The organism is Litorimonas taeanensis (assembly GCF_003634015.1).
Lineage (GTDB): Bacteria > Pseudomonadota > Alphaproteobacteria > Caulobacterales > Maricaulaceae > Litorimonas > Litorimonas taeanensis.
On record NZ_RBII01000001.1, the window covers coordinates 344684 to 361077 of the forward strand.

11 protein-coding genes are annotated in these 16394 nt (G+C 49.3%); all 11 read right to left on the bottom strand.

Going from position 1 to position 16394, the window contains the following annotated elements; translation table 11 throughout:
• Window positions 1-45: 45 nt before the first annotated feature.
• Window positions 46-1191: a murein hydrolase activator EnvC family protein gene (locus tag DES40_RS01640; RefSeq protein ID WP_147405825.1), complete on the bottom strand. Its 1146-nt coding sequence runs from the start codon at window positions 1189-1191 to the stop codon at window positions 46-48.
• Window positions 1192-1264: 73 nt separating this feature from the next.
• The gene (locus DES40_RS01645) at window positions 1265-1741 is read right to left on the bottom strand and encodes a 23S rRNA (pseudouridine(1915)-N(3))-methyltransferase RlmH (protein ID WP_121098834.1); all 477 of its coding nucleotides are present in this window, start codon (window positions 1739-1741) and stop codon (window positions 1265-1267) included.
• Window positions 1742-1765: 24 nt separating this feature from the next.
• A complete protein-coding gene (rsfS, locus tag DES40_RS01650) occupies window positions 1766-2182 on the bottom strand; it encodes a ribosome silencing factor (protein WP_233345345.1) in 417 nt (138 codons plus the stop codon).
• Window positions 2183-2262: 80 nt separating this feature from the next.
• On the bottom strand, window positions 2263-2853 hold the full coding sequence (locus DES40_RS01655; RefSeq protein WP_121098836.1) for a nicotinate-nucleotide adenylyltransferase: 591 nt from the start codon (window positions 2851-2853) through the stop codon (window positions 2263-2265).
• Entirely contained in the window at window positions 2853-3992 is a 1140-nt protein-coding gene (proB, locus tag DES40_RS01660) for a glutamate 5-kinase (RefSeq protein ID WP_121098837.1), read from the bottom strand. The genes DES40_RS01655 and proB overlap by 1 nt, the downstream gene beginning before the upstream one ends.
• A gap of 13 nt (window positions 3993-4005) precedes the next feature.
• Window positions 4006-5088 carry a GTPase ObgE gene (gene obgE, locus DES40_RS01665; protein ID WP_121098838.1) on the bottom strand — a complete coding sequence of 361 codons (1083 nt, stop codon included), beginning with the start codon at window positions 5086-5088 and terminating at the stop codon, window positions 4006-4008.
• Between the two features lie 31 nt (window positions 5089-5119).
• A complete protein-coding gene (locus DES40_RS01670) occupies window positions 5120-5566 on the bottom strand; it encodes a GNAT family N-acetyltransferase (protein ID WP_121098839.1) in 447 nt (148 codons plus the stop codon).
• Window positions 5567-5569: 3 nt separating this feature from the next.
• Complete coding sequence (locus DES40_RS01675; protein WP_121098840.1) at window positions 5570-6118, bottom strand: GNAT family N-acetyltransferase; 549 nt, start codon at window positions 6116-6118, stop codon at window positions 5570-5572.
• Window positions 6119-6269: 151 nt separating this feature from the next.
• Complete coding sequence (rpmA, locus tag DES40_RS01680; protein ID WP_121098841.1) at window positions 6270-6539, bottom strand: 50S ribosomal protein L27; 270 nt, start codon at window positions 6537-6539, stop codon at window positions 6270-6272.
• A 36-nt stretch (window positions 6540-6575) separates the two neighbouring features.
• The gene (rplU, locus tag DES40_RS01685; protein WP_121098842.1) at window positions 6576-6887 is read right to left on the bottom strand and encodes a 50S ribosomal protein L21; all 312 of its coding nucleotides are present in this window, start codon (window positions 6885-6887) and stop codon (window positions 6576-6578) included.
• A 330-nt stretch (window positions 6888-7217) separates the two neighbouring features.
• Window positions 7218-16304, bottom strand: a complete 9087-nt coding sequence (locus DES40_RS01690) for a peptidoglycan-binding protein (RefSeq protein ID WP_121098843.1) — start codon at window positions 16302-16304, stop codon at window positions 7218-7220.
• Between the last annotated feature and the right edge of the window lie 90 nt (window positions 16305-16394).

Below are 16394 nucleotides of genomic sequence, written 5' to 3' on the forward strand. Positions count from 1 at the left end.
TCGTAATTCTTCAGTGAATAGCTATAATTGTCAGAATTCGGGCTTTTATAGAGCTAGCCAAGGCGCCGGGTCGACAGTTGTACCGTTTTTACGAAGTTCAAGATATAACTCGCTTGCTCCGCTGCGTTCAAATGGCATCGCTCCAATCGGAGCGCCCTGTTTGACAATTTCACCTGTCTCGGCAAACACATTGCCTAGGCCCGTCATTAGCAGAAAATAACCGTCACCCACGGCCAAGATAATGACTTGATCATAATTTTTGAATGGACCAGCGAATTCGACGCGTCCTGAATAGGGTGCTAAAACTTGCCCTTCAGAGGTTGATGCAAAGGTCAGGCCTTTCTCGCCACGGCCAAAGCGTTTCAATAGGGCCCCTGAGACCGGTAAGCTTAATCGACCTTTGGCTTGATTGAACGGCCCAAGATTGTCTGGCAGAGGGAGAGAGGCAACGCGTTCGCCTGTGTCTCGCCCCCCTGTGTTCCGCCCGGGTTTAATACGAGGTTTTACTCTAAGCGCTTCGTTCTCAAGCTTTTCGACTAATTCTCTGAGCGTTGCAGCCTCTTCAGCCAATCGCATGGCTGTTGCCTGTTTTTCTGCGCGTTGTGTGTCGATAGAGGCTCGAAGGTCAGATTTATTTTTGACAAGATTTTGTGTCTTATTGCGGCGATTTTCGAGTTGTTTTTTATTGGCCTCAATCTGGGCCTGTGTTTCTTCTGCCAAGAGTTTTTCTTGTGCCAAGGCTTCTAGCTGTACGCTGAGGATTTTAGTGCGTTGGTCAAGTTGTTTCGTGAGGGCAGCAATAAGCTGCGCTGCCTGCGCTGAGGCTATGGCATTGTCTGGCCGTAAAATAATTGCAGGCGGCGGATTGGCTTCAAGTCGTTGCAGCGCTGCCAAGAGTTTCATGAGTTCTGCTTCGTCAGCCTGAATATCATTTTCCAGATTAGCAATATTCGCATCAATTTTTTGTTTTTTGTCATTTAAGGCAATTGAATCGCGTTCAAAGACTTTTACTTCACGGGAAAGGTTGCGGAGTGATTTCTCAAGGTTGTTTATTTCTGATGAGACGGCCTCCCGTTTTTTCTCCAAGGCTTCGGCTTCTGCTCGCGCATTTTTTTCGGCTTGAGTAAGGGCGTCCAGATCTTGCGGTGCTCTATCTTGGGCCAAGGCGAAATTGGCTATAACGAGAGCCATAAGAGACGAATATATGAGACGACGTAAGATCACCTTAGTGCTTTAGCCTAGCTCTTAGCTCTAAGATAGAGCCCTAATCTCTATGATAGGGCGTCCCTGCCAAAATTGACAGTGCGCGATAGGTTTGCTCGGCAATCATGACACGAACCAATTTATGTGGCCAAGTTTGAGGGCCCAAAGCCCATCGACGCACCCCAGAAGGGATGGATGAGGGGTCAAATCCGTCAGCGGCCCCAATGACTAAGTAAAGCTCGCCTTGACCGTCATCGCGAGCCTCAGCCAAAGTTTTCGCGATTTGGCGAGAAGTGAGTGTCTTCCCGCGCTCATCAAGGGCTATGCACAGTGCCGTATTGGGAATGCCGTCAAAGAGGCGTTCGGTTTCATCTTTACGGCTTTTACAGCTACGCATATCGACGGCTTGCTCTTCTATTGAGATGAAGCCTGTCTGACGCGCCAATAAACTGGCACGTTGCATATAATCATCCACCATTTCCCGTTCAGGCCCAGAGCGCATTGTGCCGCCGGCGCGAATGATGAGTTTAGTGGCCATAAATAATTAGGGTAAAGCAGCGCGTTATTCAGGGTCAGATGGCGCTTCTTCGGCAATGTTTTGTAAGCCATCAGGTAATGGGACTGACCAAATTTTCTCTATGTTATAGAAAACGCGGACTTCTGGGCGGAAGATATGCAAAATAACATCCCCCACATCGACTAATACCCAATCACAGCCTTCTTGGCCTTCAACGCCAATATCTTTGTACCCTTCTTCTTTGAGGGCCCGCAATACATAGTCGGAAAGCGCACTGACATGGCGGTTTGAGCGGCCAGAGGCGACAAGCATATAGTCGGCGACGGAAGATTTTCCGCGAATATCAATTTCGATTACATCTTGGGCAGAGTTTTCATCCAATACATGTTGGAGAAAGTCGGACAAAGCCTTAGCCGCTTTTTGGCTTTTGGCTGAAGATTTCGAGGGTGAGGGTGTAGTCACAACGCGTTGGGTGCTCAGAAGGCTCTCCATGTTCACAGCGGGAAAATACCCGCGTCTCTAATCCTATAGAGAATCACTTATCATAGTTCGGGCCCAGTGGCCAGTTTGGCCCTTATGGCCGTGGATGAGGTGTTATCTAAGGGTAAAGTTAAATATGTCCAGCACGGGGCTGTCATTTCTGCCAAAGCCCCTGCATAAGTTTCGCTTAATCTCTCATCTGCATATTGGCGTGCCGTTTGGCTAAGGCGGGCTTTGATGGATTGTCCGGGGCGCGCTATGACGGCAATTGGGTATGCAGACATAATCTCTTTCCATTTTCGCCATTTGGGCAATTGTTGGAAATTATCGGCACCCATCATGAATACAAACTGCGTGACAGGGTATCGACGCTTCAAAGACTGTAAAAGATCAATGGTATAATTTGTACCGCTGTCCCTTTCGATATGGCTGATTTTCATACGCGGGGGCAGGGCAAGAGCCTTTACAGTCTCAACACGGCTTTCATAGCTTGGTTGCATTGGTTTCAATGGATTTTGAGGGCTAACGAGCCACCAGACTTCATCAAGCCCTAATTCGCGCAACCCGGCCTTGGCCACGTGCAAATGGCCTTGATGGGCGGGGTTAAAGGATCCCCCAAAGAGGCCAATCTTCATATGGGCTAAGTCTGGCATTAGTCCCGCATTACCAAATTATCGCGATGTACGATGGCGTCGCCATTGGTATAGCCCAAAAGCATTTCAATATTGTCGCTATGTAGGCCCATTATACGGTTGGCATCTTTGGAACCATAATTGACCAAACCGCGCGCGATTTCTTGTTTGTTTTGATCAATAATGCAGATGGCGTCGCCTTTGTCGAATTGACCTTCAATACTCACAATACCTGCTGCAAGCAGGCTGCGGCCTTTTTTAAGGGCGCTGTGGGCGCCACTATCAATTTCAATTTGGCCTTTGGGTTTAAGAGAGCCTGATATCCACTGCGCACGGGCTTTACGTGGGCTTTGCGTCGCTATGAAAAGACTATGGCGTTCCCCATTGTCAAACCGAGAGAGGGGGTGGTTATCCGTACCGTTTAAGATGATCATTTCGCAGCCTGCTTGAACGGCGATTTGCGCTGCTGCGAGTTTTGTTTCCATTCCGCCTGTCCCGACAGCCGCATCTGTATTGGCAGGGCCACCCATTGCTATTATCTGAGGGGTAAGGTTTTCAATGACGGGTAGGTGCTTGGCATCCGAATAAAACCGTGGATCCGCCGTATAAAGGCCGTCAATATCAGACAAGAGAAGGAGGGCATCCGCGCCCACCATTTGGGCCGTGCGGGCCGCGAGGCGGTCATTATCGCCATAACGAATTTCATCAGTCGCGACTGTGTCATTTTCATTAATGATAGGTATAGCCTCTAATGCCAAGAGCGTTTCTAAGGTTGAGCGAGCATTCAGCCATTTACGCCTATCTTCGGTATCATTTAGCGTAAGAAGCGCTTGAGCCGAAATTAAACCCTTTGCTGAAAGCGCCTTATCATATGCTTGGGTCAAAAGGGCCTGACCCGCAGCTGCACAGGCTTGTTTCTCAGATAAATCCAGAATGCGCCCAATTAGATTGAGCCGCGCCCGTCCCAGAGCAATCGCGCCCGATGAAACTATAAGGGTTTCGAGACCCAGTTTATGTCGTTCGGCAATGTCATCGCAGATACTGTTAAGCCAAGATTGTCTTAAAGTGAGGCTGTCACTTTCAACCAGTAAGGCTGAACCGATTTTGATAACCAGGCGTTGATATTTCCCTAGTCCAGACAAAGATGATTTTGGCCCCATACTCATTGTAAACCTATGGTGTCCAACCCTTTTGCTCTTCCATTTCGCCGCGCTTAACGGCTTCCGCGACTCTTTTTTTCTCGCGTTCAGCTTCTTCTTTTTCACGGCGTTTTTGAACGTGTTGATAAACAGCAGATAGGACAGGTTTCAGACCTTGATTTGTCACGCTGGAGATAATCAGCGGCGCATGTCCGCAGACAGCTTCCATATCGGATTTAACGTCTTCGAGCCGTTCAGGCGTAATGATATCGGCCTTAGATAAGACAATGATTTCGGGCTTATCTTCGATACCCCCATCATAATCTTCAAGTTCTTTACGGATGGTTTGGTAATCTTGGGCGGGATCTTCTGTAGAGGCATCCACGAGATGCAGTACAGCCGCGCAACGTTCAACATGGCCCAAAAAACGGTGCCCTAAGCCTGCGCCTTCGGATGCACCCTCGATTAATCCGGGAAGGTCGGCAAGAACAAACCGTTCAGCCGGGCCAAGATTAACAACACCCAAATGGGGATGAAGAGTTGTAAATGGATAATCCGCTGTCTTCGGTGTCGCCGCCGTTACGGTAGATAAGAAAGTGGATTTACCCGCATTGGGTAATCCAACGAGGCCTGCATCGGCAAGCAGTTTTAATCTAAGCCATATCCAGCGTTCTTCGCCTTCTTCGCCTGGATTGGCTTTGCGCGGGGCTTGGTTTGTCGCCGATTTAAAACGAGCATTGCCCCAACCGCCATTACCGCCCTTGGCGAGTAACGCCTTCTGACCTTCCTCTGTCATATCGACCAGAACTTCATCCGTGTCGGCATCAATGATTTGCGTGCCCACAGGGACATTAATAATCACATCTTCTCCGGCCGCGCCTGCACGGTCTCGCCCCATACCATGTATGCCAGTTCCAGCTTTGAAATGTTGTTTATAGCGATAATCAATCAATGTATTGAGATCGCGTGAGGCCACGGCCCATACATCACCGCCGCGTCCACCATCGCCGCCATTAGGGCCGCCAAAAGCAATGTATTTTTCACGGCGAAAGGATATACACCCTCCGCCGCCATTGCCGGATTTCACAAATATTTTTGCTTGGTCGAGAAATTTCATAATCTTACTTTCAGGCCACCCTCTAAGCGGTTTAACCCGTTTTGGCTAGCCGTGAATGAAGCGCGCCAAGCTTGGATTGCATACCCGCATCTGTGACGGAGCATGGGCGAAGGGCAAAACCAAAACTTTCGTAAAAAGGGGACTGGTTTTTGGCAGCCATCAAGCCGACAGAAATACTGTCAGGATAGGTCAATTTTAAGTGCGTAATTAAATCACTCAGTAATTTTGTACCGTATCCTTTACCACGATAGGGCTCTGCGACAATAACATCTTGGATATAGAGGTTTAAAACACCATCACCTATCACACGGGCCATAGCGATTGTAGTCTCCCCAGCCGAAATCACCACCCCGCAGAGTGAGTGATTCAAAGCCATTTTGGCTTGCTCAAGAGAAACAGCGCCCCAGCTTACATTCTGCCGCAACGTGACAAAGTCTTCAGCCGTGGGCAAAGCGAGATGTACCGATATTGCTGTCATGTTTCAGCCGCCATTCATTATAGAGACTGCTTCGCGCTCAAACAGTGCGCTATCGGCTTTTTCCATACGGGCCATAGAGAAATACATTTCTGTTTTTCCGGTTGGCATGAAGCCCATTTTCTCCAACACTCTGTGGCTCGCTGGGTTGTCGGTAAAGGCACCCGCTATTACTTTCTTTGGCTTTAGAGATGCGTCTGCCTCGGCTAATATGGCTTGCCCTGCCTCGGAAGCGTAGCCTTTTCCCCAAGCGGGTTCGGCAATCCAATAGCCAATCTCTAGAGTATCTTCATCACTTTTACGGCATAAATCCATAATGCCAATCATCTCGTCACTGCCATTTTCTGTGATAGCATAAGGATAAGCGAGCCCACGTTCATGCATGGACCGTAAATGCATGATTTTAAACTCAGCAGAAATCAGAGGGAAAGGGTGAGGGAAACTACCTGTCATTCGTGCAATATCAAAATTGCTACCATATTTTGACAGGGCCATGGCATCTTTGTCTTTTAGTTGGCGTAGAACCAAATTTTCAGTTTCTATAATCTCTCTCATGTTCGCCTCCTCACATTGGCGTCACAGGGAATTAGTCTTTCTTATCCAACCTTCATATTCATAGACAAAAAAAGAGGGAAATCGGAGACCCGATTTCCCTATTAAATTTTATCGGGTCACCTATCGGTACGACCCAAGATTTTTAATGGGTCTATTCAGCAGCGTCGGCCAGCGGCATGACAGACACAAATGTGCGCGCATTGCGTTTCGTTTCAAAAGAGACGCGGCCTTCGGCTTTAGCGAACAATGTGTGATCTTTACCCATGCCAACATTTGTGCCGGGGTAATATTTTGTTCCGCGCTGGCGGATAATAATGTTGCCAGGAATGACCGCTTGGCCACCTGATTTTTTTACGCCAAGACGACGGCCAGCACTGTCGCGGCCGTTATTGGATGAACCACCTGCTTTTTTATGAGCCATGAGTTACTCCTCTAATCCTAAAGGTTGGCGCGGGGCCTAACCTTTAATTCCTGTGATTTTAACAGCCGTCTCGTTTTGACGATGGCCTTTTTTACGACGGTAGTTCTGACGACGCTTTTTCTTGAAAACCAAGACTTTAGCGGCTTTGCGCTGCTCTAGGATTTCGCCTGTTACAGAAGCGCCTTTAACGAGAGGGGCGCCAACTTTTACGTCTGCACCAGTACCGCTCAATAGAACGTCACCAAAATCAACTTTGTCTCCGGCTTCGCCGTCTAATTTTTCCACGACGATGATATCGTCTTTAGCGACTTTATATTGCTTGCCGCCTGTTTGGATCACTGCGAACATGATCATTCCTTCCTGCGGGAAAACCCTTTTGAGCTCTCCAAAAATTCAAAAGCCGCCTTGTGTTTGTCCTCAGTCTCTAAAGGGTCCGAATGTTCCCATAAGAATCGTGGACGAAAGGCGGCGGCCAATTCGTTGCGCTTTATACAGTTAGAGCCGTATCTGTCAACGCATTGCCTCATCTTTTACACTTTTTCCTATCGGCGCGTAAGGGCCAAATCAAAGCAAAACGATAAAGCGGTGATTGCGGCGAGCCGCAAAAAAGAAAGCCCCGCAAGGTTAACATCTTGCGGGGCCTCTTATTCAGTCCGGGCTTTCGCCCGGAAACTTATCTTAGTTTACGCGGCCGATGATTGTACCCGCAGCATTGATAACATTACCGTTTGCATCAACACGGCCAATAACTGTGCCTGTTGAACGGTTGATTACCATACCATCTGCACGGACTTGGAAGTCACCCGCTGACAGACCTCCTGTAGTCGTCGTCGTTGTCGTGCTGCCGATTGTGCCGGCGGCACCTGATGTTGCAGATAATCCGCGAAGAACAACTGTTCCTGCTGAGTTCACTACATCACCTGCGGCATTCATTCTTCCGATGACGCGACCAGAACTGTCTGTGACAGTACCGTTTGCACCGATAGAGTATCCGCTCAATGACCCGCCTGTGACGAGACCAGAACCACCACCCACTGAGGATGAGAAGCCGCTGATAACGACAGTACCGGCAGAGTTAACAACATCACCTGCGCCATTTAAGCGGCCGATAACCACACCAGAGGCATTACGGACTGTGCCATCGGCACCGACTGTATAACCAGATGTAGTCGTTGTGGTGACAGTTGAACCTGTCGTGAAGCCTGTTGAGCTACCTGAGACTGTAGAGCCAGTTGTGAAACCGCCCGTTGTCACACCAGATGTTCCGCTAATCATTGAGCGCCAGTTCACACCCAAGGCGTCAACTGTTGTCAATGTTAGGCCACCTGTTGATAGACCACGTGCTGTTTGGAAACGCTCGACAGCGGCGTAAGTCATACGACCCAATGTACCGTCAATTGCACCTTGATAGTAGCCTTGTGCGGTTAGTGCACGTTGGATGGCAGAGATAACTTCGCGGCTAGCATTCGCTTCGCAAAGGATCTGACGCCATTCGGCTTTCTCACCCGTAATCTGTGTACGACGCTCGATTGTGCCGTATTCAGCTGGGATAGCAATTGTTTCAGTACGTGGAGCTTCAACCATACGCTGAACTGTCACTGTGTCGTAACGCGCTGGGATAACCCGACGTTCGATACGTGGCGCACCCACAGGGACGCGGCGAGTGACTTGCTTTGTCACAGCAGGGATAACCCGCTCTTGCGTTGTCGCTGGTGTTCTAACGACGCGGCGAGTGACTTGCTTCGTAACAGCCGGGATAACGCGCTCTTGCGTTGTCGCTGGTGTTTTGATGCGACGACGTGTTTCAGTCTTAGTCACAGCAGGGATGACCCGTTCTTGCGTTTGAGCTTCAGTCCGCATGACACGGCGCTGTACTGTTTTTGTGACAGCCGGAATGACACGCTCTTGTGTCGAAGCTGGTGTCTTAACAACACGGCGTTGAACCGTTTTCGTCACAGCAGGAACAGTGCGCTCAATCGTACGTGCTGGTGTCTTAACAACACGACGCTCAACGACATTGCTTACGGCTGGGATCACACGTTCACGTGTAGAGGCCGGTGTTTTGACCACTTGGCGTGAAACCTGTTTCGTTACCGCAGGAATGACGCGCTCTTGCGTTGATGCAGGTGTCCGCATGACACGGCGTTGAACCTGCTTTGACACAGCCGGGATAACCCGTTCTTGGGTCGCAGCCGGTGTTTTCACAACACGGCGAGTGACTTGCTTTGTGACCGCTGGAACTGTGCGCTCGACAGTCTGTGCCGGTGTCTTAACGACGCGGCGTGTTTCTGCCTTAGTCACAGCCGGAATAACACGTTCTTGAACCTGAGCCGGTGTCTTAACGACGCGGCGAGTTTCAGTCTTTGTTACAGCCGGGATAGCACGCTCAACTGTACGCGCTGGTGTCTTAACAACACGGCGCTCAACAGTTTTAGTCACAGCTGGGATAACCCGCTCTTGCGTCGCAGCTGGTGTCTTAACAACGCGGCGAGCCACTTGCTTCGTGACAGCTGGTACAGCCCGTTCAACTGTGCGGGCCGGCGTAGCGATACGGCGGCGCGTTTCAGTTTTCGTGACCGCAGGAACAACACGTTCCTGAACCTGAGCCGGTGTTTCAACCACACGGCGGGTGACTTGTTTTGTCACAGCCGGGATTGCCCGTTCGACAGTCTGCGCAGGTGTCTTAACAACACGGCGTGTTTCCATCTTAGTCACTGCAGGGATAACGCGTTCTTGTGTCGCTGCTGGTGTTTTAACAACACGACGTGAAATCTGAGCCGTTACAGCTGGAATAACACGTTCAACAGTTGACGCTGGCGTTTTCACGACGCGGCGTGTTTCCGCTTTAGTCACAGCTGGGATGACACGCTCTTGAACAGAAGCAGGTGTCTTCACAACGCGGCGAGAAACAGTTTTCGTAACAGCAGGCGTTGCACGCTCAACTGTACGGGCCGGTGTTTTCACAACGCGGCGTGTTTCTGCTTTTGTGACGGCTGGAATAACACGTTCCTGTACCTGAGCCGGTGTCTTAACAACACGGCGAGAGACAGTTTTTGTAACCGCTGGTGTCGCGCGCTCAACCGTAGAGGCTGGCGTTTTCACGACGCGGCGTGTTTCCATTTTAGTCACAGCTGGGATGACACGCTCTTGAACAGAAGCAGGTGTCTTCACAACGCGGCGAGAAACCTGTTTCGTAACAGCAGGCACTTGACGCTCAACTGTACGGGCAGGTGTTTTCACGACGCGGCGTGTTTCCATCTTCGTTACCGCTGGAATGACGCGCTCTGTCGTCGCTGCAGGCGTTTTCACGACGCGGCGAGAGACAGCTTTCGTTACAGCCGGGATAACACGTTCGACAGTTTGCGATGGTGTCTTGATAACACGACGCGTTTCCATCTTTGTGACCGCTGGAATGACACGCTCTTGGGTCGCAGCTGGCGTCTTAACAACGCGGCGTGTGACCTGTTTCGTGACAGCCGGTACAGTGCGTTCAACAGTACGTGCTGGCGTCGCGATACGGCGACGTGTTTCCGTCTTCGTGATCGCTGGAATGACGCGCTCTTGTGTCGCCGCTGGTGTCTTAACAACACGACGTGTGACTTGTTTCGTCACAGCAGGGATGACCCGCTCAACAGTAGAGGCTGGTGTTTTCACGACGCGGCGTGTTTCCACTTTTGTGACCGCTGGAATGACACGTTCTTGTGTCGCCGCTGGTGTCTTAACAACACGACGAGACACTTGTTTCGTGACAGCCGGAACGACACGCTCGACAGTAGACGCTGGTGTTTTCACAACACGGCGTGTTTCCATCTTCGTCACTGCAGGAATAACGCGCTCAGTCGTAGACGCTGGTGTTTTCACAACACGGCGAGTGACTTGCTTTGTTACGGCAGGTGTCGCGCGCTCAACCGTAGAGGCTGGCGTTTTCACAACGCGGCGAGTTTGCGCCTTAGTGACAGCTGGGATGACACGCTCTTGAACAGAAGCAGGTGTCTTCACAACGCGGCGAGAAACCTGTTTCGTAACAGCAGGCACTTGGCGCTCAACTGTACGGGCAGGTGTCTTAACAACGCGGCGTGTTTCCATCTTCGTCACAGCAGGGATGACACGTTCTTGTGTCGCCGCTGGTGTCTTAACAACACGGCGCTGAACTGTTTTCGTAACGGCTGGTACCGTACGTTCTACAGTTCTTGCTGGTGTCTTAACAACACGGCGTGTTTCCATCTTTGTGACAGCTGGAATGACACGTTCTTGCGTCGAAGCCGGACGATCAACAACACGGCGTGTAACCGTCTGTGTAACCGCTGGAATGACGCGTTCTTGTGTCGAAGCCGGTGTCTTAACAACACGGCGTGTACGCTGCTTTGTTACCGCAGGGATAACACGCTCAACTGTCTGAGCCGGTGTTTTCACAACACGGCGTGACACTTGCTTCGTGACTGCAGGTACAACACGTTCAACAGTTCTCGCTGGCGTCGCGATACGGCGACGTGTCTCTGTTTTAGTGACAGCAGGGATAACACGTTCTTGTGTCGAAGCCGGAGTTTTCACAACGCGGCGAGTAACCTGTTGTGTAACGGCTGGAATGACACGTTCTTGTGTTGCTGCTGGTGTTTTCACAACACGGCGTGTTTCTGTTTTTGTAACAGCTGGAATGACGCGCTCTTGAACAGAAGCAGGGCGGTCCACGACGCGGCGAGTGACCTGTTTCGTAACGGCAGGAACAATTTGTTCTGCTGTACGGGCAGGGGTCTTAATCCGGCGACGTGTTTCCATCTTAGTTACAGCTGGAATGACGCGTTCTTGCGTAGATGCAGGACGGTCAACAACACGGCGTGTCACTGTTTGAGTAACTGCAGGGATAACACGTTGCTGTGTTGACGCTGGAGTTTTCACAACACGGCGTTGAACTGTCTTCGTAACCGCAGGGATACGACGTTCAGCAACACGAGCTTCCTCGTCAATGACGCGTTTGGAAATTGTACCCAATTGCTGTCCGTAACGTGTTGACCCTGTAATTCCGCGGCGTCCACCACCAGCACGGTCTGCATTAGCAGCCGCTGTGCGGGATAGTCCGTCACGGTCATCACTTCCGTCATTGTTTGTATCAACAAAGCCAGAGTAACCGCCAAATGCCTGACCTTTAAGGCCTGCACGTTCAGCTTCGCTACGTGTCATTACACGTGCGGCTGATTTAACAACGCGGCGTGTAATTGTGTCAGTAACCGCAGGGATTACAGTTTCACGTGTTGTGGCTTCTGTATCGACGACACGTTTCGTGATTTGCTTTGTGACAGCAGGGATAGTGCGTTCCACTGTGCGCGCTGGCGTGACGATAACTTGCTTAGTGATCGTTTTGTAGCGTGCAGGGATAAGAACACGACAGAGGATTTCACCTGTTTGGTTCACGATAGTTTGTGTTGATTCAACCACTTGCTCAGACACACCGTTAAAGACAGTGAACTGTCCACGTGTGTTTGTATTGATTGTACCAGATCCACCGAGCTGTGTTGCATTGATAGCTTGGCTACCAGGCTTCCACTCTTCACGTGCAGGTTCGATCAAAACGCGCTCAGAGCGTGTTTCGTAAACAGCAGGAATGACTTCAATGTCGACGCGAGAAGGCTGAACGACGATTGTTTCTTGTACTGTTTTGTATGTTGCAGGAACAACATCAACCCGTGTGCTTGCTTCTTGAACAACGATTGTTTCAGTGACGTTTTCATAAACCGCCGGGATAACAACCAATTCGTCAGCTGCGTCTTGTTGGATGTATGTTTCTTGTTCTGTGCGGTATGTTGCGGGAACAGAGACATATTCAACCGTTTCTGGCTGAACAACAATAGTTTCAGTGACAGTTTCATATGTCGCTGGGATTGAAACAAGCTCTGTAGAGGCTTCTTGAACCACAACAGTCTCAGTCACATTTTTATATGTTGCTGGAACGACAACAAGCTCAGTTGACGCTTCTTGGACAACAACGGCTTCTTGATATGTTTCATATTCCGCAGGGACAGTCACATAGTTTACAGTTTGCGGCGTAACGACAACTGTATCTGTTACGTTTTTGAACGTTGCAGGAATTGTAACAAGCTCTGTTGTTGCTTCTTTAACAACAACTGTCTCAGAGACAGTTTCATATGTTGCTGGGATTGAAACAAGCTCTGTAGAGGCTTCTTGAACCACAACTGTTTCAGTCACAGTTTCAAATGTCGCTGGAATAGTGACAAGCTCAGTAGAGGCTTCCTGAACAACAACTGTGTCTTGGTAAGTTTCGTACTCAGCTGGCACAACAACGTAATCAACAGATTGAGGCTGTACTACGACTGTTTCAGTCACTGTCTCAAAGACAGGTGGAACTGTCACAAGCTCAGTAGACGCTTCTTGAACAACATAAGTTTCAGTCACGTTTTCATAAACAGCTGGGATAGTGACCAATTCTGTCGTTGCGTCTTGAACGACAACAGTTTCAGACACTGTTTTGAATGTCGCAGGAACTGTTACAAGCTCAGTCGAGGCTTCTTGAACCACAACAGCTTCTTGAACTGTTTCATACACAGCAGGCACTGTTTCATAAGTAACAGAGGCTGGTGTGACGACGAGTGTTTCGGAAACAGTCTCGAATGTCGCTGGAATAGTGACGAGCTCTGTTGAGGCTTCCTGAACAACAACCGCTTCTTGAACGGTTTCGTAAACAGCAGGCACAGATTCATAAGTTGTCGTTGCTGGCGTAACGACAACAGTTTCTGTGACAGTTTCGAATGTGGCTGGGATAGTCACAAGCTCTGTTGACGCTTCTTGTACGACAACATTTTCTGTGACGGTTTCATATGTCGCAGGGACTGAAACATACTCAACGCCAGCAGGCTGAACGACGATTGTTTCAGAAACAGTTTCGAATGTTGCTGGGATCGTCACAAGCTCAGTCGAGGCTTCTTGAACAACAACAGCTTCTTGGACTGTTTCATATACAGCAGGCACAGAAACATACTCAACAGTTTGCGGCGTAACCACCACAGTGTCAGTCACTGTTTCGAAAGTTGCTGGGATAGTGACGAGCTCTGTAGACGCCTCTTGTACAACAACAGTGTCTTGAACGGTTTCGTAAACAGCAGGAACAGAAACATATTCAACTGTTTGCGGTGTTACGACGATTGTTTCTGCAACAGTTTCATAAGTCGCAGGGATCGTGACGAGCTCTGTAGAGGCTTCCTGAACAACGATTGTTTCTTGGTAAGTCTCATACTCAGCAGGGACTGTCACATAATCAACAGTTTGTGGCTGAACAACAACTGTGTCTGTCACAGTTTCATATGTCGCTGGGATAGTCACAAGCTCTGTAGACGCTTCTTGTACGACAACAGGTTGCTGCACAGTTTCGTAAACAGCCGGAATAACTTCATAAGTTACAGTTTGCGGTGTTACGACAAGCGTTTCAGTCACTGTCTCAAAGACAGGTGGGATAGTGACAAGCTCAGTCGAGGCTTCTTGAACAACAACAGCTTCTTGAACAGTTTCAAAGACTGCTGGGATTGTTTCATATGTCACAGAAGCTGGCGTTACGACGACAGTTTCGTTCACAGTCTCAAATGTCGCTGGGATAGTGACAAGCTCTGTAGAGGCTTCTTGAACGACAACCGCTTCTTGAACGGTTTCGTAAGTCGCAGGCACAGAAACATACTCAACGCCAGCAGGCTGAACGACAACGACGTCAGTTACAGTTTCAAATACTGGTGGGATAGTGACGAGCTCTGTAGACGCTTCTTGTACAACAACTGTTTCTTGTACGGTCTCATATTCTGCAGGCACAGAAACATACTCAACGCCAGCAGGCTGAACGACAACGACGTCAGTTACAGTTTCAAATGTTGCTGGAATAGTGACGAGCTCTGTTGAAGCTTCTTGTACAACAACAGTGTCTTGAACGGTTTCGTAAACCGCAGGAACAGAAACATATTCAACTGTTTGCGGAGTAACCACAACTGTTTCAGTCACAGTTTCGAATGTTGCCGGAATAGTGACAAGCTCAGTAGAGGCTTCTTGAACAACGACAGGCTCTTGAATGGTTTCAAAAACAGGCGGGATAGTCACATACTCAACGCCAGCAGGCTGAACAACGACAGTATCTGTAACTGTACGGAATTTAGCTGGGATAGTGACGAGTTCTGTAGAGGCTTCCTGAACAACAACCGTGTCAGTATATGTTTCATATTCCGCCGGTACGACGACATAATCAACACCAGCAGGCTGAACAACAACTGTGTCAGTCACAGTTTCATAAGTCGCTGGAATAGTGACAAGCTCTGTAGAGGCTTCTTGTACGACGACAGTTTCAGCAACAACGCCAAATTCTGCAGGTACAGTAACAAGCTCTGTAGTCGCTTCTTGAACAACAACAGTTTCAGAAACTGTTTCGAATGTTGCTGGGATAGTGACAAGCTCTGTTGAGGCTTCTTGAACAACAACAGTATCCTGTACGGTTTCATAAACCGCTGGGATTGTTTCATATGTTACTGAAGCGGGCGTGACGACGATCGTTTCCGTAACGTTTTCGAATACAGCTGGGATAGTGACGAGTTCAGTCGAGGCTTCTTGAACCACAACTGTGTCTGTGACTGTTTCAAAAACAGGCGGGATAGTGACAAGCTCTGTAGTGGCTTCTTGCACAACAACAGTGTCAGTCACAGTTTCAAATGTCGCTGGGATAGTGACGAGCTCAGTTGAAGCTTCTTGTACGATGACAGACTCAGAAACAGTTTCATATTCGGCAGGAACAGAAACATATTCAACAGTCGCAGGCTGAACGACAACAGTGTCAGTCACTGTTTCGTAAGTCGCTGGGATAGTGACGAGTTCAGTTGAGGCTTCTTGTACAACGACAGTGTCTGCGACGGTTTCAAATACTGGAGGGATAGTCACAAGCTCAGTTGAGGCTTCTTGAACCACAACAGTGTCTGTATAAGTTTCGTAAACAGCAGGGACTGTTGTGTATTCAACAGATTGTGGCTGAACAACAACTGTCTCTGTTACAGTTTCGTAGACTGGGGGAATGACTACGAGTTCAGTTGAAGCTTCTTGAACGACAACAGTTTGTGTTTCTGTCCGGAAAGCAGATTGACCACCAGTTGAAGCCGCGCCGCTGTAAGAATTTACAATGTTACGTGTGATAAGGTTACCGTTTGTACCCACCAAGCCGCCATTGCGGTCGATTTGGCCGATGCGTGAACCAGAAGCATTGCGAACGCTCATATCCGAAGCGACGCTATAACGAGTGTTACCATATGAGAGTGTAGTCGTTGCAGAACCGCGACCAATGAGAGTCAGTGGGTCGACGGCGTCGCGTACGATGACACGGCCATTTGAGCCAACAATATTGCCTTCACTATCAACCGATCCAATAACGGCGCCATTGGAGCCAGTTACTGTACGGGCAGAGTCAATGTTGTAAGCTGTGCCATTGATTGTAACAACGATTGTGCCACGTCCAGGGACGATAGTGCCACCGTTGCCGACAACAACAAGCTCATAGCTTTCTTCTTGAACGAGCACGCGTTCAGTGACGGTTTCGAAACGACCCGGAATTTTTCTGATTTCCTCACCCGCTTGACGCAGAACAATCTGCTCAGTCGAAGTTTGGTATGTTGCCGGCACGATTACCCGGGCAAAACATTCACCAGGCAATGGATTACCGGGTGGTAATTCCTGTGCGATGGTTGGTGCAGCAAGCACCGCGGCCGATGCGGCCAATAATAGAGTACGTTTCATTTCAAAAAACCCCCAACTCTCCAGTAACAAACATCTACGAAGTGTAGATTCCACAATAACCTAACCAAACGTAAACGCTATGGCTAGACG

Coding starts and splice junctions, on each gene's coding strand:
- DES40_RS01640 (WP_147405825.1), bottom strand. CDS start 1,191: ATGGCTCTCGTTATAGCCAATTTCGCCTTGGCCCAAGATAGAGCACCG.
- DES40_RS01645 (WP_121098834.1), bottom strand. CDS start 1,741: ATGGCCACTAAACTCATCATTCGCGCCGGCGGCACAATGCGCTCTGGG.
- DES40_RS01655 (WP_121098836.1), bottom strand. CDS start 2,853: ATGCCAGACTTAGCCCATATGAAGATTGGCCTCTTTGGGGGATCCTTT.
- proB (WP_121098837.1), bottom strand. CDS start 3,992: ATGGGGCCAAAATCATCTTTGTCTGGACTAGGGAAATATCAACGCCTG.
- obgE (WP_121098838.1), bottom strand. CDS start 5,088: ATGAAATTTCTCGACCAAGCAAAAATATTTGTGAAATCCGGCAATGGC.
- DES40_RS01670 (WP_121098839.1), bottom strand. CDS start 5,566: ATGACAGCAATATCGGTACATCTCGCTTTGCCCACGGCTGAAGACTTT.
- DES40_RS01675 (WP_121098840.1), bottom strand. CDS start 6,118: ATGAGAGAGATTATAGAAACTGAAAATTTGGTTCTACGCCAACTAAAA.
- rpmA (WP_121098841.1), bottom strand. CDS start 6,539: ATGGCTCATAAAAAAGCAGGTGGTTCATCCAATAACGGCCGCGACAGT.
- rplU (WP_121098842.1), bottom strand. CDS start 6,887: ATGTTCGCAGTGATCCAAACAGGCGGCAAGCAATATAAAGTCGCTAAA.
- DES40_RS01690 (WP_121098843.1), bottom strand. CDS start 16,304: ATGAAACGTACTCTATTATTGGCCGCATCGGCCGCGGTGCTTGCTGCA.